This is a genomic window from Flavobacterium cryoconiti, from assembly GCF_048158645.1.
Lineage (GTDB): Bacteria > Bacteroidota > Bacteroidia > Flavobacteriales > Flavobacteriaceae > Flavobacterium > Flavobacterium cryoconiti.
This window is the reverse complement of record NZ_JBLNKW010000004.1, coordinates 16,804-41,188: the sequence shown is the minus strand read 5'-3', so window position 1 is coordinate 41,188 and position 24,385 is coordinate 16,804. Positions and strand designations below refer to the sequence as shown.

Genomic DNA, 24,385 nt, shown 5'->3' with positions numbered 1-24,385 from the left:
TGAATAGCAGTATTCCTTTTTAAACATACTGAAAAATCAAAACTATATATGAAATCAAAATTATATCTGATACTAGTATTACTAAGCTTAAGAAGTCTTGCCCAAACCCAAAAAGAAAATTTAAAAACAAGCCAGGACAGCATCAAAAAAGAAATGTTAAAAGAAGTGGTCATCACCGCTTCCCGTACCCAAGAAACGTTTTTACGATCTCCTATAAGTATTGAGCAATTAAAAGCTGCAGATGCAAAAAATATGGGTTCTTCATCCAGTTTTGATGCACTCGAAAACTTAAAAGGAGTTCAAATTATTACACCCAGCTTAGGTTTTAAAGTCATCAACACCAGAGGATTTGCCAACACAACCAATGTTCGTTTTGCTCAATTAGTAGACGGCATAGACAATCAAGCGCCACATCTGGGGGCGCCCATTGCAAACGCACTTGGAGCAAACGACCTCGATATCGATAAAATTGAAATAATTCCCGGAGCAGCTTCCGCACTATATGGAATGAATGCTATCAATGGATTAGCCAATATCCAAACCAAAAACCCCTTTGAATACGAAGGATTGAGCATTCAGCAATTAACCGGTGTGAATCATGTTGCGCATGTAGACCGTTTCTCTCCACAGCTTTATAACCAGACCAATTTACGCTATGCAAAAGCAATTAATTCCAAAATAGCTTTCAAAATAAATGGTTCCACAACTGGAGGAACGGATTGGGTTGCAGACAACAGAACCGATTTGGCTCCAAATAATAATGCTTCAACTAATTTATACGGTGCTAACAATCCCGCTTTTGACGAAGTAAACGGCTATGGAAACGAATCGGCAAATAGGAAAACATTGACCTTAAATGGAAAAAAATACGTTGTTGCCCGAACGGGATATAGAGAAACCGACATTGCAGATTACAACATCCAAAACCATAAAGGCGATGTTGGTTTGTATTTCCGCCTAAAGAAAGGACAGGAATTGGCCCTAACTTATAAAGGTGCTTTAATTAACACGGTTTATCAGCGTTCCAATCGTTTTAGATTAGAGGATTATACCTTAAATCAATATAGTATTGATTACCAAACAAATATTTTTCAGATACGAACCTATTTAACCCAAGAGAATACAGGAAAATCATACAATATGCGTTCACTGGCAGAAAATATGGACAGAGCTTTTAAATCAGACGACCAATGGTTTTCGGATTATACAACTGCTTACAAAAATGCAATAAATGGAGGATCAACCGTTGCAAATGCTCATAAAACAGCGAGAGAATTATCAGATCAAGGAAGATTTCAACCCGGAACTGATGCCTATAATCAAAAGAAAGACGAATTAACCAATATCAACAATTGGGATTATGGTGCCGCGTTGCGTGTAAAATCTTCTTTAGTACATGCGGAAGGTTTGTTTAATTGGGATAAAGCTTTTTCTGACTTTTTCAAAAAAATCGACACACAACTCTTAAGTGGTTTTGATTATAGAAATTACATCATTGTCCCCGATGGAAATTACTTTATAAATCCTGTTGATGACGGAAAAAACCTGACCTATGGAAAAACAGGGGGATTTACCCAGTTAAGCACGGATTTATTTGACAAAAAATTACACCTAAGTGCCACAATCCGCGCAGACAAAGCGGATTATTTCGATCTGAAATTCACCCCACGATTTACCGCTGTGTTTTCTCCAAAAGAGGAAATTAACTTTAGAGCTTCTTACCAAAGCGGGTACCGATTTCCGAGTATTTTCGAAGGATTTTCTAACGTTAACAGCGGTGGTGTAAAACGCGTGGGTGGATTACGCATCATGTCTGACGGGATTTTCGAAAATTCATACACAAAAGCATCCATAGACAAATTTCAAGCCCAAGTAACAAGCGATATTAATACGCTTGGTCTAACGCAGGCACAGGCAATTGACAAAAATAAAGCGATAATCCAGAAAAACCCATATACTTATTTACAACCTGAATTTGTTCGTTCTTTTGAATTTGGATTTAGAGGAGTTACCCTAAATAAGAGTTTGTTTATTGATGCCGATTTTTATTACAACTCCTATGAGAATTTTATCGCACAAGTTGAAGCAAGTATTCCTAACACTGCGGATGCAACGCAAATACCAACAGCCCTTTATTCTAAAGCTACGCAAAGTCGCTATCGTTTATGGACCAATTCTAAAAGTAAAATCTACAATTATGGCGGTAGTTTAGGATTGAAATACAAATATAATGCTGTTTTTTCATTTTTAGGGAATGTAACCTACACCAAATTAGACCGAACAGATGATAAAGATGGGCTGGAAGATGGCTTTAACACGCCTAAATTCATTGTGAATGGAACAGTAATAACAGAAAACTTATGGAAAGACCTTGGCGCAAGCGTTACCTATCGCTATCAAAATAAATATGATTATGTTTCATTCCTTGTCAGTGGCGAAGTACCTGCCTATTGGTCGATGGATGCACAGGTAAATTATAATTTTAAAAAATCTGGCGTAATTGCTAAACTAGGAGGAACTAATTTCCTTAACAAAACCTATTATTCTATGCTAGGCGGACCATCAATTGGGGCATTGTATTATTTATCATTGACTTGGAATGTTGGTAAAATCTAAAAAAAGAGTCTTTATAAAGATTGGTTTGCTTTTGAAATTTACGTTTATTGTACGAAAGTTAAAACTTTGAGCGTTATTAACTTTAAATAAAGAAATTCTTTATTATTTTTACCCCATAATTACAATAAACTATGACTTCTAACTTTGATAAATTTCAAAAACGCAGATTAATTTCCTCTTATTTTTCGGTTGTACTAAGTGTATTCTTGGTATTATTCCTATTGGGAATGTTAGGCTTTTTCATTATAAATTCTAAAAAACTGGCCGATGATTTCAAGGAAAAAATTGCCATGACGGTGTTTTTCAAAAACGATGCAAATGACAGTATTTTGAAAGCTTTTGGAACCGAATTAAAAACAGCTCCTTTTGCAAAATCATACGTTTATGTCACTAAAGAAGCTGCAGCTAAACAACATACTGATATCATAGGTGAAGATTTCATGGAATTTCTTGGTGAAAATCCTTTGCAAAACTCTTACGATATTCACTTAAAAGCAGATTATGTAATCAAGGATAGTATTGCAAAAATTGAAACTCGCTTACGCAAAAACGCCATGATTTCGGATATTGTTTATGACAAACAATTAGTGAATCTGGTAAATGACAATATCAAAAAAGTGAGTATGTGGATTTTAATAATCAGCGGATTTTTCACTGTTATCGCCGTTTTATTAATCAACAGCTCTTTACGTTTGTCGATACATTCGAATCGATTTATCATCAAAACTATGCAAATGGTAGGCGCTACCAAAGCCTTTATCAGAAAACCATTTGTTATGCGAAGCATAAAACTGGGAATGATTGGTGCAGGTTTAGCAATTTTAGCGTTGATTGGCGTTTTAGTTTACGTTCAAACTAATTTTCCTGACCTTGGTATTCTTGACGACAAATTACTGGTTGGTTTGGTTTTATTAGCTGTTCTGGGTATTGGTATTTTGATTACTTGGCTAAGCACTTACTTCGCAACACAACGCTTTTTGAATTTAAGAACAGACGATCTCTACTAAATTTCAGACAGCAGGTTTCAGATTACAGATTGAAGATTAAAACAATATCATTTTTAGGATTTTAAAAAAAACCTATAATTCAGCATTTTTAGATGCTGAAATAAATTCAGCATAAATGAAAAACGAAGAACAAAAACAAGAATTTCTTTTTGACAAAATAAATTATAAAATTCTATTGATTGGAATTGGAGTAATTGCTTTGGGATTTATCCTAATGTCAGGTGGTGGAAGTAATGATCCAAAAGTATTTAGTGAAGCAATCTTTGATTTCAGAAGAATACGTTTGGCTCCAACAACTGTTTTAATCGGTTTTGGAATCACTGTTTATGCAATTCTTAAAAATCCAAAAAAAGCATAAATGAATACATTACAAGCTATTGTTCTTGCCATTATTGAAGGGATTACTGAATTTTTACCTGTTTCTTCAACTGGACATATGATTATTGCATCTTCTTTTTTTGGAATTGCACATGATGATTTCACAAAACTGTTTACGATTGTCATTCAATTGGGAGCTATTCTTTCGGTTGTAGTTTTATATTTTAAACGATTCTTTCAATCTTTTGATTTTTATTTCAAACTGCTTGTTGCTTTTATTCCTGCAGTAGTTTTTGGATTGCTTTTCAGCAAAAAAATAGATGCTTTACTAGAAAGTCCGGTTACTGTTGCCGTTTCTCTTTTGATAGGAGGAATCATTTTATTAAAAGTAGATGATTGGTTTGCAGTGCCAGAAGTTGGTTTTCCAGTCAGTAAAGAAATCACTTATCTTCAAGCATTTAAAATTGGATTGTTCCAATGCCTTGCCATGATTCCCGGGGTTTCAAGAAGTGGTGCCAGTATTGTAGGCGGAATGTCTCAGAAATTGTCTCGAACTACTGCTGCAGAATTTTCCTTTTTTCTTGCCGTTCCCACTATGTTAGGCGCAACTGCAAAAAAATGTTATGATTATTACAAAGACGGATATGTATTGACGCACGATCAAATTAACTTTCTTATCATTGGTAATGTGGTGGCATTTATTGTGGCACTTTTAGCAATAAAATCATTCATTGGTTTTTTAAGCCGAAAAGGATTTAAACTATTTGGTTATTACAGAATTATAGCTGGAATCGTATTATTGATAATCCACTTTTTTATTCATCCCTTGACCATTATTTAATGATAACCGAAGATTTTTTAGAAGGACAAATCATACTCATTGACAAACCTTTGCATTGGACTTCCTTTCAGGCAGTGAACAAATTGAAATGGGCTTTGATTACTAAACTAGGGCTTCCAAAAAAATTCAAGATTGGACATGCCGGAACTTTAGATCCTTTGGCGACTGGATTGCTTTTAGTATGTACCGGAAAATTCACCAAAAGAATTACGGAACTGCAAGGTCAAGCCAAAGAATATACTGGAACGTTCTATATAGGAGCGACAACGCCTTCGTATGATTTAGAAACCGAAATTGACCAGACATTTCCAACTGAACATATTGACGAGGCATTAATTGAGGAAACCTTAAAACAATTTTTAGGTGAAATAGACCAAAAACCACCTATTTATTCGGCTATAAAAAAAGATGGTATTCGCTTATACGAGCACGCCAGAGCAGGAGAAACAGTAGAAATTGCTACGAGAAAAACAACTATACACGAATTTGAAATTACCAGAATCGCACTTCCTGAAGTCGATTTCAGAGTAGTTTGCAGCAAAGGAACTTACATTCGTTCGTTGGCTTTTGATTTTGGAAAAGCCATGAATTCAGGTTCGCATTTAACCGCTTTACGCCGAACAAAAATTGGTGATTATAATGTAAATAATGGAATGGATGTTGAAACATTTGAACAAAGTCTAGCTCCACGATTGTAATCAAAAAAGCAAAAACACATGACTAATTCAAAAAAATGAACTTGCGATGTGTTTTTTCTAAAAATTAAAGTAGTTTTAATCCATACTTTTTTTGTTTACTTGGCTGTGCCATTGGTTTTAATAATGCGTTACGTTTTTACCCCCAAATAGTAAGCACGATAAATAATCATAAAACCTTTCAAATAGCTTTTTCATAACGATGTTTTTTTAATTGAAACAATATTTAAACACCAATAAAAAAAGTAAATTGTAAATCAAATAATAGACCTGGTTGGCAGTCACCAAGTTACGATTTATTTTTAATAAAAAAAAATAAACAACAAAAAAACATGCTTAATTATTAACACAAAGAAGTTAATAACTGTGCATCTTTTTGTATTTAAAGATTCTGCATCACATCAATTAATTCCTGTTGCGTACTTAACCCTTTATCTTTTAAATACCATAATTGTAATTCTGTTTTGATTTTTTCATCAATGACTCCAAATTTCTTTTTATAACCGTCAATCAAGTCCGTTGCGCCTTTTGGTCTGGGTCCCCAACTGTCCAATACACTTCCTGTTTCTCTGTCAATTATAATCAGTTTTGGAATTGCTTTCTTTTTATGGGTCAAAAACAGCTTCATCAACTCCTCATTTTCATCACGCAAAACTATTTTCATTTCAATTTTATTTTCGGAGGCAATTGTCATTTGGTTTAAAATAGGCATTATCTGCGCTGCATCTCCACACCAGCCTTCTGAAATAACCAGCCAGACATATTCTCTTTTTAAATTTTTTATTTTTAAAATATTTTCATCTGAAATTCTCATCGTTTTATCCAAACGATCCATACGGGTTTCATTCAAAGAACTATACTGTTTCAAATTTTCGGATTGTTCATTTCCTGTTGACTTTCCATCAAATAATAAATCAGAAACTAGTTTTCTATACTCAGAATACGAATGACTGTGAAATAACGCTTTAGCTACTGTTGTTTTCATGATAAAATCTTTATTCACACAAAGTTACCATAAAATTGGGTCTTAAATATGACTTATATCAGTTTCCATTCCACAAAAAGAGTAATTTTATAACAAATATTTAGAATGGATTTAAAAACAAAATCGATAGGACTGGTCCTTTCTGGCGGAGGCTCTAAAGGTATCGCACATGCTGGTGCACTAAAATTCTTGGAAGAGAAAAACATCTTTCCTTCTCGTATTGCCGGAACAAGCGCAGGCTCAATTGTTGGTGCCTTATACGCCTGGGGGAAAACACCGGACGAAATCCTAGAGTTTTTTAAGTCTATCTATCTTTTCCATTGGAAACATTTTACCTTCACCAAAGCAGGTATAATTGATTCTGAATCTTTCAAAAGTTATTTTCATGCTATTTTCAAGGACGCCTTACTAGAGGATCTGAAGATTCCAATTCATATTACAGCGACTGATATGGTTAGAGGAAGACTAAAAATATTTGGTCCTGAAACAACCATTATTGATGCTATTCTCGCTTCATCTGCATTTCCCGGAATTTTGTCACCTTACGAAATCAAAGGAAAATTATATAGTGATGGTGGCATATTAAATCATTTTCCCACAGATATTTTACAAGGACAATGTGACACTGTAATTGGAGTTTATGTAAGCCCTATCCAAAAAATTGAAGCGAAAGACTTAAATTCAATAAAAGCCGTAACTACCCGCGCTTTTGATATCCTTTCGGCAAATTCAAATATGCATAAATTCAATGTTTGCGATTGGGTTATTGAGCCAAAGGATTTGTGCCTCTATAGTACTTTTGAAACCAATAAGATTAAAATGGATGCCATCTTCAACATTGGCTATGAAGCCGCAAAAAAATCCTACGGAAAACTTAATTTATAAATTTTAAAGAACACTTTTTTTAAAAAACAGAATATGTCTATATTTGCACCAATCAACTCAATACAAAAATGAAATACAAAAGAATTCTTCTAAAACTAAGTGGTGAAGCTTTAATGGGCGACTTACAATATGGAATTGACCCAAAAAGATTAGCTGAATATGCTGACGAAATCAAGCAAATTCATGAAAAAGGAGTAGAAATAGCCATTGTAATAGGTGGTGGAAATATTTTTAGAGGAGTTGCCGGAGCAAGTGCAGGAATGGATAGAGTGCAAGGTGATTATATGGGAATGCTGGCTACCGTTATTAACGGAATGGCTTTGCAAGGCGCATTAGAGGACAAAGGGATGAAAACTCGTTTACAAACCGCTTTAAAAATGGAATCAATCGCTGAACCTTATATAAAAAGAAGAGCCGTTCGTCACCTAGAAAAAGGGAGAATTGTAATTTTTGGTGCAGGAACAGGAAATCCTTATTTTACAACAGATACAGCAGCCGTTTTACGTGGTGTAGAAATTGATGCTGATGTAATCTTAAAAGGAACCCGTGTTGATGGTGTATATGATTGTGATCCAGAGAAAAATGCATCTGCCATAAAATTTGACTTTATCTCATTTGAAGATGTCCTTAAAAAAGGATTGAATGTAATGGATACCACAGCATTCACATTAAGTCAGGAAAATAAATTACCTATTGTAGTTTTCGACATGAATAAAATAGGGAATTTATTGAAAATTTGCGACGGAGAAAACATAGGAACAGTAGTAAATATATAAATAGACTATTAGGTGGTTGAAAGTCTAACAATCCAACTGTCTAAGAAATCTAAAAATCTAAAAATATGACCGAAGAAATTGAATTTATATTAGATAGTACTAAAGAATCTATGACAGGTTCTATTGCGCATTTAGAAAAAGAATTTTTAAATATTCGTGCCGGAAAAGCATCTCCAGCAATGCTAGGAAGTGTTTTTGTAGATTATTATGGATCAGCAACACCGCTTTCACAAGTATCTAAAATTAGTGTTCCTGATGCCAGAACGATTACTTTACAGCCTTTTGAAAAAAACATGTTACAAGTAATTGAAAAAGCAATTATGGTAGCAAACATTGGTTTCAACCCAATGAATAACGGGGATGTAATTATCATAAGCGTTCCAGCACTAACTGAAGAAAGAAGACGTGATCTTGCTAAACAAGCAAAAGTAGAAGCTGAAGACGCAAAAGTGGGTATTCGAAATGCAAGAAAAGATGCCAATACTGATATTAAAAAATTAGAAAAAGAAGGAACATCCGAAGACATTTGTAAAAGTGCCGAAGAAGAAGTTCAAAACTTAACCAATAGCTACATCAGAAAAATAGACGAACTTCTGGTTCTAAAAGAAGCTGAAATAATGAAAGTTTAAGTTTCAAATCAATCAATATTAAAAATCCGTCCCGCCAAAATTACGAGACGGATTTTTTTATTCTTATTTTTGTCATAACAAAATGAGATTGTACCCGTTTTGTAATAAAATGTATTTATGAAGCAATTTTGTTTGTTGTTCTTTTTATTTACGATTTCGCTTCAGGCACAATTTCAGGCAAATGGAATTGTAAAAGACTCTTCAACGAATAAACCACTCCCTTTTGCCAGCATTACTGTAAATAACGATATAAACACCATCTCTGATGTTGATGGGAAATTTAGTATTTCATCTCCAATTCCCTTATCAACTTTCGATGTTTCTTATATTGGTTTCATCAAAACTACTGTTCCTGTTCAAAAAAATAAAAATTATTATATTGTAGTTCTTTCCCAAAAAACAAATAATCTGAACGAAGTTCTTGTGCCAAAAGAGAATCCGGGTTTGACAATTATTAGGAAAGTAATAGAAAACAAAAACAACAATAATCCCCAAAAAAAACTAAACAGTTTTGAGTTTAAATCCTATAATAAATTAATTGTAACAGCTAATCCTGATTCCATTGACGGAAGAATCGATTCTGTTTTTATCCAAAAATCCATTGGAAAACAATTCTCTAAAATTGATTCCTCTGATTATAAGTTTAAAGAAATTATCCGAAAACAACACTTGTTTCAAACCGAAAAAGTGTCGCAATACCAATTCCATAATTCGAAATTAAAGGAAACGATTTTAGGCACTAAAATGGCTGGTTTCAAACAACCTATTTATGAAATTCTTGCTTTTAATTTGCAGTCTTTCTCTATTTATGATTCGAGTTATGAACTTTTTGAGACCAAATACAATAGCCCAATTGCTAACGATGCTTTAAAGGATTACAACTATAAACTACTCGACTCTTTGACAATAGATGGTAGGAATACCTATATGATTTATTTTAAAAACAAGAAAAAAAGGAAAGCATCGGGACTAGAAGGAGTATTGTATATTGATCAAAATAATTTTGCTGTCGCCAAAGCTATCATGCGTATAAAAGGAGTACTTGACATTAGCGGAACGCATAATTTCAAATACATTCCTAGTGAGAATTTATGGTTTCCATCTGATAAAACTTTTAAAATAGTAAAAGGCAAAAATGATGACGATCTAAAAATTCTGGGTGGAACCATTCAATTTGACGGTGATGTAGAAAAAGATTTTAAAAGAAGAAAAAAAGAAGCTTCCGATTACACCTACTTGTTATCACAAAGTAATAATTTTGATATTCATTACAATACGCCAATAGAAATTAAAAAAGCATCCATTTATATCGAGATTAAAGACGATGCCATTAACAAACCCGAAAATTTTTGGAATACCTACAGAAAAGACAGCTTAGACAGTCGAAGCCATAATACCTATTTGGCACTTGATAGCATTTCCGTAAAAAAAAGAATAGAAAGCCGCATCCGTTTTGGCAGAAAAATCATCAATGGGTATTTGCCGATAGGAAAATTTGATTTAGACCTGCGTAAATTGTTTAGCTATAACAACTATGAAGGCTTCCGACTAGGAATAGGCGGTATTACAAACGAGGATTTTTCAAAAAAATATAGAATTGAAGGCTATTCTGCTTATGGAACAAAAGATGGTAATTTCAAGTATAACTTAGCAACGGCAACTCGGGTGGGGAAATTCTCCAATTCTTGGATTGGTGCTTCTTATACTGATGATGTTCGGGAAATTGCCAGTACTTCCTACGCTATAGATAAACGAATTTTTAAACTCTATGATCCTAGACCCATAAACATTAGTACATTTTACAAGTATGTGAGTTGGAAAACATTTATAGAAACTAAAATTATCCCTAAAACAGAAAGTATATGGGAACTTTCGCATTCTGTTGTGGAACCCAAATTCAACTATCTGTATAATCTGAATGGGAAATTATATTCTAATTACACGATGACAACAGCAATGGTATCCTTGCGATGGAATCCTTTTAGTGATTATATGCAAACGCCAACAGGAAGAATTGAAGTAGAAAAACGTTTCCCAAAATTCACCTTTCAATACACACAATCACTACCTAAAATTTGGCAAAATGATTTTGTCTTCAGTAAAATTGACTTCAAAACCGAATATGAAAAAAAGTATTTAAACGGTCAAAAAACGAGCTTGCTTTTTGAAGCGGGATATGCTTTTGGTGACATACCACTGACCCATTTATACAATACATCCCCTAATAATTTAAATAAAGAAACGATAATTCAAAGAATTACTTTTGCAGGGAAAAACAGTTTTGAAACTATGTATTTTAATGAATTTTTCTCCAGTGAATTTGCTTTTTTTCAATTCAAGCATAGCTTTAGTCGCGTTACTATATTCAAAAAAATAAAACCTTCCTTAGTTCTTGTATCCAGAATGGCTTGGGGAAATATGAAAAAACCGGAACAACATGTTGGTGTCGATTACAAAACTTTAAATAACGGCTTTTTTGAATCCGGAATAGAACTCAATCAAATTTTTAAAGGATTAGGATTAAGTGGATTTTACAGATACGGTTCTAATCAACTTCCTAAATTTGAAGATAATATCGCTGTAAAAATAAATTATGTACTTAATTTAGGTCTTTAAACTAAAAACAAAGTCCTGCAAGTTTTATAAAAATGCAGGACTTCATTTGTCTTCGTTTAAAATATTTTATGGTTTAATAATCAATACTGACGGTGTATTATTAAGCCAAATACTGTGGGAATCCAGCAGTTTTTTCCAACTTTCTAAACTAATGATCATCAAATCCTGATGCTCTAAAAACTCTTTTTTAATCGTTCTTTCCTGCATCATCATAATATGATTGGGTGCTATTTGTTCTATGGAACGAATCCCTTCTTGAATTTTTCGATTGTTTCTAATGTGCCCAACGGCATCCAAAACCGTAATTTGGGAACCGTTATTGTGAATCAATTTTTGTGCAAATTCAATCAAAAAGGCATCTTCATAACTAAAAATAGGCATAAAAACCTGATTGATTTCATCTAATTCTTTATCCACAAGAATTCCAACTGACATTTTGCTTTTAGCGATAATTTGTCTCGTCCTTTCATCAAAAGGAGAGTTTTCAAACAAACCTTCTTTCCCAGTAAATTTATCAATCAAGCGATCCGGATTGATTATTCTGGTTGTAAAACCAAGTACTTTCCCCAACAGTGTTCCTTCAAAAATAGATTGTCCTAAACCCACCAATAACAAGTCATAATCACCATGATTAGCGGTATCCGTTATATCAGAATCAATATCATTTGATGCTTTGAAAAGGGTAATTATTTTTTGATTCAAATTTTCCGATTCCGAAATAACCGGTAAAAACATTTCTCGTTCATAATCTTTCACATCAAAGGAATGCAACTCTGAACTTAATGATAAATGCATTGCGGTAACAACCGTATTCCCACTTTGTTTTTTGACCAAACTATTGGCTACTTTCAATAATGTTTTTCCTTTTTCGGGTGTGGCAAAAGAAATCAGGACTTTGTATTTACTTTTGTTGCTGATTTCTTCTGGCACGATGCTGCTTTTGGTTTTAAAAATATAATTAATTAAATCCAAAGCCGGACCGGTCATAAAAGTAGTTGCCAGTGCCATAATAACCATCATGGTAAAAATTTGAGTGGACAAAACTCCTAAATCATACCCAATATTCAACACCACCAATTCCATTAAACCCCTTGTGTTCATTAATGTACCAATAGACAGACTGTCTTTCCAGCTATGACCTACGAACTTTGCCGCAAGGGCACTACCAAAAAACTTCCCAACCACAGCAACCAAAATAATCAAGCCTGTAATTTTCCATAAATAAGGGTCATCAATTAATCCTATTTGGGTTCGTAAACCCGTAAAAACAAAGAACAGAGGAAGTAAAATTACAACGGAAACGTCTTCTACTTTTTCGATAAAAATAGTACGGAATTTATTGTTTTCCGGCATGATTGCCCCAGCCAAAAATGCTCCAAACAAAGCGTGAATCCCTATCAACTCAGACGCATAAGAAGACAATAATAATGTCAAAAAGAAAATAGCCACAACGGGTTTGTTAAGACTTTCTCTGGTGGAATTCAAATCACCAACTCTTTTTAGGAAAGGCCGAACCACTTTTAGCATTACAATTACATAGAGTATCGCCAGTCCAATAACATATAAGGAACTCATAAAAGAACCTGCTTTTACAATGGCGATTACTGCTGCCAGAATACACCATGCCGTGATATCATCGGCAGCGGCACAGGTAATTACAATTGCCCCTAATTTAGTTTTATGGATTCCACGTTCTCTAACAATCCCTGCCAAAACCGGAAATGCAGTAATGCTCATGGCAATTCCTAAGAACAAACCAAAAGAAAGGAATTCAACACCTGGAGGAGCAAAAGAATGGTATATAAAATAAGCAAGTCCCAACCCTAAAGTAAACGGAATTATAATACTGGCATGACTGATAACAACAGCATCATGCGCTTTATTTTTAAGCACTTTTAAATCCAATTCCATCCCAATAACAAACATGAAAAGGATTAATCCAATTTGGCTCAAAAACTGCAAGTTGCCTAACGAATCTTTTGGAAATAACATTGCCGAAAATTCAGGAAAATACATCCCGATTAAAGAAGGACCTAAAACAATCCCAGCAATCATCTCCCCTATTACTGTTGGCTGCCCAATTCTTCTGCAAACCCATCCAAAAAATCGAGCTACCAAAATAATAGTGACGATTTGCGCCAGAAGAATGGCTAGAGGATGTTGCAAATTATTGTTCATTGACGTTAAAAAATCATTCCAATGTCCGTTTTCTATTTGGTGACGAACAATATTCTGTCCTATTTCCAACGTTTTCCCTTTTAGGATAATCCAATACATCAAGGCAGAAAATCCGCCTATAATTATCAAATAAAAAAACGAATTTTTAAAACTTCTCATACAACCTATTTTTTAAATTATTCAATGTTTACGATGCAAATATGGGAAGTGATTTTTGAGAAATAAAGGGAAACACAAGGTAATTTCCACCGAATGTAACAAGATTGGAAAACTTTGTAATAAGTTAGATTTTGACTTTTATTAAAAAATCAGAACGATAGGTTTCGCTCAAAATTAATGTGGTGAATTTTCCATTTTGTTCTTGATGGCTTAGCGTAATTTCATTGTGATTGAAAAATTTCACCACCGTCATCGCAATAATTTCCTTTTTATTCACTCTACAAAAATCAGTCTCAGGAAGCTGACTTAAAAGCGAATCAAAATTAATGTTTTTTAAAATCAAGGAACTGCCATCAACCAGAAATACTTCTTTATCTCTACTGTCACTCACAGCAGTTTTGATGTATTGAATCTGATTAAAATACAACAATGCCTTCCCTTTATCCGTATTCAAATGAATGAATTTTTTAGTAACCGAAGGTTTATGGAATCGCTCTAAAGCCTTTGCAACTGCTTTTTGCAAACGCTCTTTTGTAACCGGTTTAGTGATGTAATCAACGGCATCAATATCAAATGCTTCGGCTGCATAGTTTTTATAAGCCGTGGTAAAAATGACTAATTTATTCTGTAGTAAACCCGCAAGAGTCAAACCATCAATTCCTGGCATTTCAATATCTGAAATACATAAATCAAAATCGAGTTTTGGAATTTCTGTTAGTAATTTTTCCGGATTATTGAATGCTTTTATGATTTCTAATTCTGGAATTTGCTCACAAAGCATTTTCAGGTACGTCAATCCCGGTAATTCATCGTCCAGCAGCAAGCATTTGAGTTTTGTATTCAAGAAGATTGATTTTTAAGTGCGCAATATAAATGTCATTTTCGACAAATTTATCCAGTTTGAACTGATTTTTGTATATAATTTTCAATCTTTGTTCCAATGTTGTTGCTCCAATGCCACTTCGTTCTTTTTTCAATGTCTTTTTATCTGAAATTTTATTTGAAACTGTCAAATAGAAACAATTGTCTTTGAATTCAAACAGTACCGAAATAAAAGCATCCGCGCTTTGCAAATCAGCATGTTTAAAAGCATTTTCTATTAAATCTATCGAAATTAAAGGTGCTAAAAGACGCTGCTCATAGAGCATTTCACCTTCATTAATTTTGGTTTTTACTTTTAACTCAAAAAGCGGACTGACTTTGATTTTATTGATTTCTATCAGATTCAATGCAAACTCGATTTCTTCTTTTGGAGAAACGAACTTTTTTTGGCTTTCATATAAAATGTAATCCAGCACATTCGCCAATTTATCCAACGCAAAATAGGTTTGATAGGCATGTGACTGAATTGAATTGAGAATATTTTTAAAAAGATGGGGATTGAGCTTGGACTCCAATGTTTCCAACTGTAAATTATTCACTTTCATTTCCAGTAAATGAAATTTCTCTTCCACACTTTCTTTCTCTTTTCCTGATTGGATTAATCGATAAATAAGGTAGCAAAGCGTAATTATAAGGATCAGAATAATTGCCAGAAACATATAAATCACACCATTATTTTCTTGTATTTTATTCATGTTCAAATTTGTATTTAAAATAGTCTTTAATTAATTTGAAAACACTCAACATACATTTCAACTTCATTTAAATCATATTTTGACAATACAGGAATTAATTTTTTTAATTTCAAGAAATGAGATTCATTTACAAAATAACATAAATAAACCTCTGGATCGTCTTCAATATGAATCTGAAACAATTCAATTAGAAACTCAGTAGTTAGGTTTATAATTATTTCTTCAATTAAAGTCTCACCATTTTTTTGGTAAACTGCTATTTCTCTTTGTATTTTCATAATTTTAATGACTCGACACGAATTTTAACCCAATAATAGAAGCTATTAAAGTAGTGATAAAGAAAACCCTCCAGAAATCAGCTGGTTCTTTAAAAATAAAAATCCCTACCAAAACTGTCCCCACGGCTCCTATTCCTGTCCAAACCGCATAAGCAGTTCCTATCGGCAATGTTTGTGTGGCTTTATAAAGCAACACCATACTAATGGTCAAACAAACTAAAAATCCACCCAACCATATTGTGGCGGTAATACCCGAACTTTCTTTGGCTTTGCCTAAGCAAGTGGCAAAACCCACTTCAAAAAGGCCTCCAATAATCAATAAAATCCAGTTCATTTTTAATGTTTTAGAATCAAAACAGACGGAACACCACTCAGCCAAACACTTCTTGAATCTACCAGCGTTTTCCAACTTTCTAGACTAATCAACATTAAATCCTGTTTGGCTAAAAGCTCTTTTTTAACGATTTTATCTGTGATGATACCAATGTTGTTTGGGAATTTTTGTTCCAAAGAATTTATGGCACTTTTAATCACAAAATTGGAGTCAACATGGCCATTTACATCCAAAATCATTATTTTGGAATTGTTATTGTAAATTAATTTTTGGGCATATTCAATCAAAAAGGAGTCTTCCTGACAAAAAATAGGAAGAAAAACCTCGTTTACCGATTGTAAATCTTTATCAATCAAAATCCCGATAGGCATCTTGGTTTTAGAAATAATCTGTCTGGTTCTTTCGTCAAAAGGAGAATTTTCAAACAATCCCTCTTTTCCGGTAAACTTGTCAATCAGTCGGTCCGGATTGATTATTCTTGTTGTAAAACCAATTACTTTCCCCAGGATTGTCCCTTCAAAAATTGATTTCCCTAAACCAATAAGTAACAAATCGTAATCTCCTTGATTTGCAATATCAGCAATATCCGTTTCAATGTCAATTGTGGCTTTAAAAATAGTAGTGATTTCTTGTTTTAATAGTTTAGATTCTTCAACAATTGGAATAAAGCTATTTTTCTCTTTGTCCTCCATATTAAATTGATGCATTTCATCACTCAAAGACAAATGCATTACAGTAATAGTGGATGTTTCTTTGGTTTTCTTTATTAAACTATTGGCTAATCGTAAAAGCGATTTTCCCTTTTCATTATTCCCAAACGAAATTAATATTCGGAATTTATTATTTCCAACTTCTTCGTTGTCAACATTGTCTTTCGTTTTAAAGATATAATTGATTAAATCCAAAGCAGGACCAGTCATAAAAGTAGTAACCAACGCCATGATAACCATCATCGTAAAAACTTCGGGAGTCAACACTTTAAGTTCTAATCCAATGTTCAACACGATTAATTCCATCAATCCTCTGGTATTCATCAAGGCACCAATGGTTAAACTATCTCGCCAACTCTGACCTACAAATTTAGCAGCCAAAGCACTTCCTAAAAACTTCCCGACAACCGCAACCAGAATAATAAATCCAGTTACTTTCCATAAATAAGGATCATTAATCAGTCCAATCTCGGTTTTTAAACCAGTGAAAACAAAAAACAAAGGCAGTAAAAGAATCAAAGCTACATCCTCGACTTTCTCAATAAATATAGATCTGAATTTTGGAACATCAGGCATAATAGCTCCTGCCATAAAAGCACCAAAAAGCGCATGAATACCAATCACTTCAGTAGCATACGAAGAAAGTATAAGCACCAAAAAAAAGATGGCTACAACCGGTTTTATAATACTATCCTTACTTCCATATAAATCACCGATTCTTTTCAAAAAAGGCTTTACAATAAAAATCATTAATAGAACATAAATTAATGCCAACGAAATAATATACAACGAACTAACAAAAGTTCCTGCCTTTACAATTGCAATTACCACTGCCAGAATACACCAGGCAGTAATATCATCGGCAGCAGCGCAAGTGATAACTATGGCACCCAATTTAGTTTTATGAATTCCTCGTTCCTGAACAATTCTTGCCAAAACTGGAAAAGCGGTTATACTCATGGCAATTCCCATGAACAAACTAAAGGAAAGAAATTTTACGCCTTCGGGAGCAAATCTATTGTAAACAAAATAGGCCAATCCAATACCGAGGGTAAAAGGAATCACAATACTGGCGTGACTAATTACTACGGCTTCATTGGCTTTATTTTTTAACACTTTCAAATCGAGTTCCATACCTATTACGAACATGAAAAGTATCAATCCTATTTGGCTTAAAAACTTTAAATTTCCTAAGGATTCCACCGGAAACAATGCAGCCGAAAATTCAGGAAAATACAGCCCTAATAAAGAGGGTCCTAAAACAATACCGGCGATAATCTCCCCTATTACTGAGGGTTGCCCAATTTTTTTAAAAACCCATCCAAAAAAACGGGCTACAAGAATTATCGTTATAATTTGGGCTAAAAGTATCGCCAAAGGATCTTGAAAACTATGTTGCATTGAAGCTATGAAGTCATTCCAGGAACCATTTTCAATTGCAGCAATAGTGACTTTTTTACTTACTTCTAAATGCTTGCCTTTTTTAATAATCCAGTACATTAAAGCAGTGAAACCACCTGTTACACCGAAATAAAATAATGCATTTTTGTAATTTTTCATATTTATTTTTAAATGGACTTTCTTATCTCTAAAAAAGTAAAGATGAGAAAACCAAATATATAATTTATATCTCATAAATTATCTTAATGTAAAATAAAAAACAAAGAATCATCCTAGCCACAATACAAAAAGTTTGCTTTAAACTTTATGATTTATAACGGTTTTCATTACATTTGCATGCATTTTTAAATCAGCTATGAAAAAGAAAATAACAGTAGGATTTTGGGAATTAATCGCCCGGATTGTACTTAAAAATAGAATTGTAATACTAGGAGTTATTCTTGCCCTAACCGTTTTTCTGGCATTGCAATGGAAAAACCTTGGTATGACGTATACCGAAGCCAATTTACTTCCTAAAAAACACATTGTAAATCAACAATACGAAGATTTTCTAAACAAGTTTGGCGAAGAAGGCAATTTGATTGTTATCGGTTTCAAAGACAACACTTTTTTCACTCCAAAAGCTTTTGCTGCTTGGAATGAATTGATGACAGGTTTAAAAAATTCCAAAGAAGTGGAACTGGTTGTTTCGTTGAATGATTTAAAAAAATTACAAAAAAACGAAGCGGAGGAAAAATTTGAATTGGTGCCGCTTATAGACCAAACTCAAACTGTAAACCCAGGATATTTACAGAAAATAAAAAACGAACTCTTTAATAATCTCCCTTTTTACGAAGGATTATTGTTCAATAAACAATCGGGAAGTATTCGTTCAGCGGTTTATTTAAACAAGAAAATTGTAAATACTGCAGGTAGAAAAACTTTTATTATTGAGAATCTGGTTCCAAAAATCGAGAAATTCGAAAAAACTACCGGAATCGACCTTCGCGTTTCGGGAATGCCTTACATCCGAACGATAAATGCTGAGAACATGAAAGGCGAAATTGGTCTTTTCATTGGTGCGGCGTTATTCATTACTTCATTAATTTTCTTTTTATTCTTCCGTTCGTTTCGAGCGACATTTATATCCATTTGCATTTTGCTTTTTGGAGTGATGTGGTCCTTTGGAACATTGGGATTATTCCATTACAAAATCACGATTTTAACGGCTATTATACCGCCATTGATTATCGTTATTGGGATTACAAACTGTATTTTCCTGATTAATAAATACCAGCAGGAAATAAAAATTCACCAGAATCAAGCTAAAGCCCTACAACGTGTAATTTCTAAAATTGGTGTTGCTACGCTGATGACAAATTTAACAACAGCGGCCGGTTTTGCTACGTTTATGATTACGGGTAACGACTTACTTTTTGAATTTGGATTAGTGACTTCCATCAACGTTATCTCCGTGTATCTGTTGACGCTGGTTGTTGTGCCAATTTTTTATAGTTTTATGCCTTTGCCAAAGGAAAAACACTTGTATCACTTGAGCAAAACCTACATTTCAACCTTGTTGGATTGGGTGGAAAATATTGTAAAATACAAACGAAAAACGATTTATATCATCTACGCTTTACTACTTCTATTTAGCGTAATTGGGGTTTCACAGATGAAAGTTTCGGGAAGTTTGATTGGCGAAATGCCAAAAAGCGCTTCTTTCTTTAAAGATATTGTTTTCTTCGAAAAGGAATTCAACGGTGTTATGCCATTGGAAATCATGATTAACACCAAACGGAAAAAAGGGGTTATGAAATTGTCCACGATGAAAAAAATGGACGAGTTGCAAGAGACTATTGCTACAATTCCAGAATTATCAAAACCTATTTCTATTGTAAATTTGGTTAAATATTCCAAGCAAGCCTATTACAACGGCAATCCGGAATACTATGAATTACCTACTTCGCAAGAACAGGCATTCATCCTTTCGTATGCCAAAAATGCCACTAAAAACACCAAAGAAAACTTGATGAAAAGCTATGTGGATTCCACTGGACAATATGCCAGAATCACCACTTTCATGAAAGACATTGGAACCGTGGAAATGGCAAGAGTGGAACATCAGTTGCAACAAAAAATAGATAAAGTTTTCCCAAAAGACCGCTATGAAGTGACACTTACCGGAAAAGCGTTGGTTTTCCAAAAAGGAACTTCATACTTAATTGACAACCTTATTGAATCCTTGATTTTCGCTATTTTCTTGATAGCATTATTAATGGCCTATTTATTTAGATCGGGCAAAATGGTAATGGCGTCCGTAATCACGAATGTTTTACCGCTTTGCATCACCTCAGGATTGATGGGTTATTTTGGCATTCCGTTGAAACCATCTACGATACTGGTTTTCAGTATTGCTTTCGGTATTTCGGTGGATAATGCGATTCAGTTTATGGCAAAATACCGTCACGATTTACTGCAAAACAACGGAAAAGTCAAAAAATCAGTATTTAGTGCGTTGAGAGAAACTGGAATTAGTACGTTCTATACTTCGGTGGTATTGATTCTTGGATTTGCGACTTTCACACTTTCCAGCTTTAGCGGTACCATTGCGCTTGGCGGTTTGATTTCTTGTACGTTATTGTTTGCTATGTTTGCTAACTTATTGGTTTTACCGGCATTGGTATTGACTTTTGAAAAGAAAAAAGCCAAGAAAGAAGACCTTGTAGAAGTCGAATTAGTGAATTAGTTTTTTTTATTTGGAGCTGTTTCCCGCTTTACACTCTATCTTTTCTTGTCCCAAAAAAGAGACAAGAAAAGGATGCCGTTTCAATCAGGGCTAGGAATTGTGGTAACTTATAATTTAGTCAATTCGCACTTTTATCCTGCATGATTTTTTTTAACCTTGTAGATTAAGATTTTATTTCAAACCTACAAGTTAAAAAAAACGGTGCAGGATATCCCTAAAAAATATTTTCAGAAAAATTCCAAATATCTCCATTCGTTTAGCCCCGATAATAGCGGCATCCTTTGTGTTTTTTCTTTAAAAACACAAAGATATAGCGGATAGCGGGAAATAGCTCCTGATTACCTTATTTCTCGCAATGACTTTTAAAACAAATCCTTTATATTTGCAGTTCGGTTACAAGACAATTTTCAATATCAATTATATACTTAAAATGAGACACACAAAAGTTAAAGACTTACTAAACAGTACCACGACGCTTCATGAAGTTAATGCAAAAGGATGGGTGAGAACTTTTAGAAACAATCAATTTATCGCGTTGAACGATGGTTCAACTATCAATAATATACAATGTGTTGTCGATTTTGAGAATACTCCAGATGAGACTTTAAAGAGAATTACTACTGGTGCTGCCATTTCTGTAACCGGAACTTTGGTAGAAAGTAAAGGCGCGGGACAACAATTTGAAATTCAGGTGGCAAAACTGGAAATCCTTGGAGATTCGGATGCAGAGAAATTCCCAATACAGCCTAAAAACAAACCGAGCTTGGATTTCTTGCGTGAAAATGCGCATTTGAGAGTTCGTACCAATATGTTTGGAGCCATTATGAGAGTACGTTCTGTATTATCATATGCGGTTCACAGTTATTTTCAGGAGAAAGGTTTTGTGTATGTAAACACGCCAATCATCACGGGATCGGATGCTGAAGGTGCCGGTGAAATGTTCAAAGTTACCGCTTTGCCATTTGACGGAACGCCAAGAACCGAAGACGGAAAAGTGAATTACAAAGAAGATTTCTTTGGGAAAGAAACGAATCTTACGGTTTCGGGACAATTAGAAGGAGAGACTTTTGCAATGGCTTTGGGTCAGATATATACTTTTGGACCAACCTTTAGAGCCGAAAACTCAAATACTTCGCGTCACCTTGCGGAATTTTGGATGATTGAGCCGGAAGTGGCTTTCAATGATTTGAATGACAACATGGATTTGGCTGAAGATTTTATTCAGTATGTAATCAAATATACGATGGACAAATGTCCGGAAGATTTGAAATTCCTGGAAGGAAGACTGTTGGATGAAGAGAAATCTAAACCAGTTGCAGAAAGAAGTGAAATGGCTTTACTTGATAAATTAAACTTTGTTTTGGAAAACAATTTCAAACGTGTTTCGTACACCGAAGCAATTGATATTTTAAGAGATTGTACGCCAAATAAAAAGAAAAAATTCAACTATATCATTAACGAATGGGGTGCTGATTTACAATCAGAACACGAACGTTATTTGGTGGAAAAACACTTTAAATGTCCGGTAATCTTGTTTGATTACCCGGCAAATATCAAAGCATTTTATATGCGTTTGAATGAAGACGGAAAAACAGTTCGCGCCATGGATATTCTTTTCCCTGGAATTGGAGAAATCGTAGGTGGCTCACAAAGAGAAGAGCGTTTTGATGTTTTGGTAGAAAAAATGAAAGCCTTAGGAATTGATGAAGAAGAATTGTGGTGGTATCTTGATACCCGAAGATTTGGTTCAGCAGTTCACTCTGGTTTTGGACTTGGGTTCGAAAGATTGGTATTATTTGTAACAGGAATGACGAATATTCGTGACGTAATTCCTTTTCCTAGAACACCAATGAATGCAGAATTTTAAAAAGGTTTATTCGGTTAATCGTTTATTTGTTTAACCGATCATCCCGAATAAACGATTAAACAAATAAACGATTAAACTTAATGCTAAAGCAATTCTTAAATTTAAAGTTATCCCAGAAATTATCTCCTCAACAAATACAGTTGATGAAGTTAATTCAATTGCCTACGCAAGCTTTCGAGCAACGTTTATTAGAAGAAATGAACGAAAATCCAGCACTGGAAACTGGAAAAGATGAAGAGGATTACGAAAAAGACGAGTTCGACAACGAAGATTATGACGACTATGATGATGCCGAATCAGAGCGAATTGATGCCGAAGATATTAACATCGACGAATATTTAAGCAACGACGAAACACCTGATTATAAAACACAGGCCAACAATTACAGTGACGATGATGATGATCGCGAAACGCCTTTTGCCGCTCCTGTAAGTTTTCACCAAGATTTAATCAATCAGTTGAATACGTTCATCCTGAATGATGAAGAGCGTGAAATTGCCGAATTTCTGGTAGGAAGCATCGATGATATGGGTTATATCCGTCGCAGCGTTCCTGATATGGTGGACGATATGGCATTTACCCAAGGAATTTACACCGATGAGAAAATGGTGGAGAAAATGTTGCAGGTCATTCATGAATTGGAACCTTCAGGCGTGGGCGCACGAGATTTACAGGAATGTTTGTTGTTGCAATTGAAACATAAAACACCAACGGAATACGTAGCATTAGCAACCGATATTATCGAAAATCAATTTGATGCTTTTACCAAAAAACATTACGATAAATTAATTCAAAAATACAATGTTTCGAATGAGCAGCTTAAAAAAGCCATTCACGAAATAGAAAAACTGAATCCAAAACCAGGTGGTTCCTTTACCGGAAATAATAAAGTTACTGAAAATGTAGTTCCTGATTTTGCCATCAGAATTGTGGATGGAGAACTGGAATTGACCTTAAACGGAAGAAATGCTCCTTCCCTGCACGTTTCCAAAGATTATCAGGAAATGATGCAAACCTATAAGGATTCCCGTGATAAATCAGCGCAGCAAAAGGATGCGGTACAATTTATCAAGCAAAAATTGGATTCAGCTAAATGGTTTATCGATGCGATACGCCAACGTCAGGAAACACTTTTTGTGACCATGAATGCGATTATGCATTATCAGGAAGAATATTTCCTCGATGGTGATGAAACCAAGTTGAAACCGATGATTCTAAAAGACATTGCTGATATGGTAGGTCTTGATATTTCGACCGTTTCGCGTGTAGCAAATAGTAAATACGTGGAAACGCCTTATGGCACCAAACTGATCAAAGAATTCTTCTCGGAATCGATGAAAAACGACCAAGGAGAAGATGTTTCTACACTTGAAATCAAGAAAATTCTTCAGAATACGATTGAAGAAGAAGACAAGAAAAAACCACTTCCAGACGATCAATTAGCCGAAATTCTTAAAGAAAAAGGCTATCCAATTGCGAGAAGAACGATTGCAAAATACAGGGAACAACTCGATATTCCTGTAGCGAGAATGAGAAAGAAAATGTAATCTGGAATTTAAAATACTAAAAAGGGGAAATTTGTTTTGAAACAAGTTCCCCTTTTTTTATGTAAAAAATTTACTCTTTTACAAATTTTTAAATATCACTAAATGTGGGTATTGTTTAGGGAGTTGAAAAAATTGAACTTGCAGATTGTAAGTTCAAAAAATAGATTAAACATTAACACAAGCTTCTTACAACAAGACGTTTTATTGAATTTGGGTTTTCGGCTTAATTAAAATTTGT

Annotated in this window: 19 protein-coding genes; 12 read left to right on the top strand and 7 right to left on the bottom strand. The window is 34.1% G+C overall.

Going from position 1 to position 24,385, the window contains the following annotated elements:
- The first annotated feature begins 48 nt into the window (after positions 1–48).
- The 5 genes from ACM55H_RS07190 to truB all read left to right on the top strand — a co-directional run bounded on the left by ACM55H_RS07190 (position 49) and on the right by truB (position 5,480).
- Positions 49–2,616 carry a TonB-dependent receptor gene (locus tag ACM55H_RS07190; protein ID WP_416835877.1) on the top strand — a complete coding sequence of 856 codons (2,568 nt, stop codon included), beginning with the start codon at positions 49–51 and terminating at the stop codon, positions 2,614–2,616.
- Between the two features lie 131 nt (positions 2,617–2,747).
- Positions 2,748–3,623, top strand: a complete 876-nt coding sequence (locus tag ACM55H_RS07185; protein WP_416835876.1) for a cell division protein FtsX — start codon at positions 2,748–2,750, stop codon at positions 3,621–3,623.
- A gap of 115 nt (positions 3,624–3,738) precedes the next feature.
- On the top strand, positions 3,739–3,981 hold the full coding sequence (locus tag ACM55H_RS07180) for a DUF3098 domain-containing protein (RefSeq protein WP_039108616.1): 243 nt from the start codon (positions 3,739–3,741) through the stop codon (positions 3,979–3,981).
- Entirely contained in the window at positions 3,982–4,782 is an 801-nt protein-coding gene (locus ACM55H_RS07175) for an undecaprenyl-diphosphate phosphatase (RefSeq protein ID WP_416835875.1), read from the top strand.
- Positions 4,782–5,480 (top strand): tRNA pseudouridine(55) synthase TruB, encoded by a 699-nt coding sequence (truB, locus tag ACM55H_RS07170; protein ID WP_416835874.1) that lies wholly within the window; start codon positions 4,782–4,784, stop codon positions 5,478–5,480. Before ACM55H_RS07175 ends, truB begins: the two co-directional genes overlap by 1 nt.
- Positions 5,481–5,859: 379 nt before the next feature.
- Here the strand turns inward: truB and ACM55H_RS07165 are convergent, their stop codons facing one another.
- Positions 5,860–6,462, bottom strand: a complete 603-nt coding sequence (locus tag ACM55H_RS07165) for a thioredoxin family protein (RefSeq protein ID WP_416835873.1) — start codon at positions 6,460–6,462, stop codon at positions 5,860–5,862.
- Positions 6,463–6,567: 105 nt separating this feature from the next.
- Here ACM55H_RS07165 and ACM55H_RS07160 point away from each other — a divergent pair, with 105 nt between their 5' ends.
- The 4 genes from ACM55H_RS07160 (at position 6,568) to ACM55H_RS07145 (ending at position 11,368) form a co-directional block, all read left to right on the top strand.
- Positions 6,568–7,347 carry a patatin-like phospholipase family protein gene (locus tag ACM55H_RS07160; RefSeq protein ID WP_416835872.1) on the top strand — a complete coding sequence of 260 codons (780 nt, stop codon included), beginning with the start codon at positions 6,568–6,570 and terminating at the stop codon, positions 7,345–7,347.
- Between the two features lie 68 nt (positions 7,348–7,415).
- Positions 7,416–8,123 (top strand): UMP kinase, encoded by a 708-nt coding sequence (pyrH, locus tag ACM55H_RS07155; protein ID WP_416835871.1) that lies wholly within the window; start codon positions 7,416–7,418, stop codon positions 8,121–8,123.
- 65 nt (positions 8,124–8,188) lie between these two features.
- Positions 8,189–8,752: a ribosome recycling factor gene (gene frr / locus ACM55H_RS07150; protein ID WP_039108610.1), complete on the top strand. Its 564-nt coding sequence runs from the start codon at positions 8,189–8,191 to the stop codon at positions 8,750–8,752.
- A 117-nt stretch (positions 8,753–8,869) separates the two neighbouring features.
- Entirely contained in the window at positions 8,870–11,368 is a 2,499-nt protein-coding gene (locus ACM55H_RS07145) for a DUF5686 family protein (RefSeq protein ID WP_416835870.1), read from the top strand.
- Positions 11,369–11,434: 66 nt separating this feature from the next.
- Here the strand turns inward: ACM55H_RS07145 and ACM55H_RS07140 are convergent, their stop codons facing one another.
- The 6 genes from ACM55H_RS07140 to ACM55H_RS07115 all read right to left on the bottom strand — a co-directional run bounded on the left by ACM55H_RS07140 (position 11,435) and on the right by ACM55H_RS07115 (position 18,164).
- A complete protein-coding gene (locus ACM55H_RS07140; RefSeq protein ID WP_416835869.1) occupies positions 11,435–13,705 on the bottom strand; it encodes a cation:proton antiporter in 2,271 nt (756 codons plus the stop codon).
- A gap of 124 nt (positions 13,706–13,829) precedes the next feature.
- Positions 13,830–14,549 (bottom strand): LytR/AlgR family response regulator transcription factor, encoded by a 720-nt coding sequence (locus ACM55H_RS07135; RefSeq protein WP_416835868.1) that lies wholly within the window; start codon positions 14,547–14,549, stop codon positions 13,830–13,832.
- Positions 14,512–15,282 carry a sensor histidine kinase gene (locus tag ACM55H_RS07130; RefSeq protein ID WP_416835867.1) on the bottom strand — a complete coding sequence of 257 codons (771 nt, stop codon included), beginning with the start codon at positions 15,280–15,282 and terminating at the stop codon, positions 14,512–14,514. The genes ACM55H_RS07135 and ACM55H_RS07130 overlap by 38 nt, the downstream gene beginning before the upstream one ends.
- 26 nt (positions 15,283–15,308) lie before the next feature.
- Positions 15,309–15,560: a DUF7683 domain-containing protein gene (locus ACM55H_RS07125; protein WP_416835866.1), complete on the bottom strand. Its 252-nt coding sequence runs from the start codon at positions 15,558–15,560 to the stop codon at positions 15,309–15,311.
- Positions 15,561–15,564: 4 nt separating this feature from the next.
- A complete protein-coding gene (locus tag ACM55H_RS07120) occupies positions 15,565–15,894 on the bottom strand; it encodes a DMT family transporter (protein ID WP_416835865.1) in 330 nt (109 codons plus the stop codon).
- A gap of 2 nt (positions 15,895–15,896) precedes the next feature.
- Complete coding sequence (locus ACM55H_RS07115; protein ID WP_416835864.1) at positions 15,897–18,164, bottom strand: cation:proton antiporter domain-containing protein; 2,268 nt, start codon at positions 18,162–18,164, stop codon at positions 15,897–15,899.
- Between the two features lie 196 nt (positions 18,165–18,360).
- Here ACM55H_RS07115 and ACM55H_RS07110 point away from each other — a divergent pair, with 196 nt between their 5' ends.
- From ACM55H_RS07110 to rpoN, 3 genes are all read left to right on the top strand, one after another.
- A complete protein-coding gene (locus tag ACM55H_RS07110; protein WP_416835863.1) occupies positions 18,361–20,733 on the top strand; it encodes an efflux RND transporter permease subunit in 2,373 nt (790 codons plus the stop codon).
- 430 nt (positions 20,734–21,163) lie between these two features.
- Positions 21,164–22,600: an asparagine--tRNA ligase gene (asnS, locus tag ACM55H_RS07105; RefSeq protein ID WP_416835862.1), complete on the top strand. Its 1,437-nt coding sequence runs from the start codon at positions 21,164–21,166 to the stop codon at positions 22,598–22,600.
- 80 nt (positions 22,601–22,680) lie between these two features.
- Positions 22,681–24,147 (top strand): RNA polymerase factor sigma-54, encoded by a 1,467-nt coding sequence (rpoN, locus tag ACM55H_RS07100; protein WP_416835861.1) that lies wholly within the window; start codon positions 22,681–22,683, stop codon positions 24,145–24,147.
- Positions 24,148–24,385: the final 238 nt, after the last annotated feature.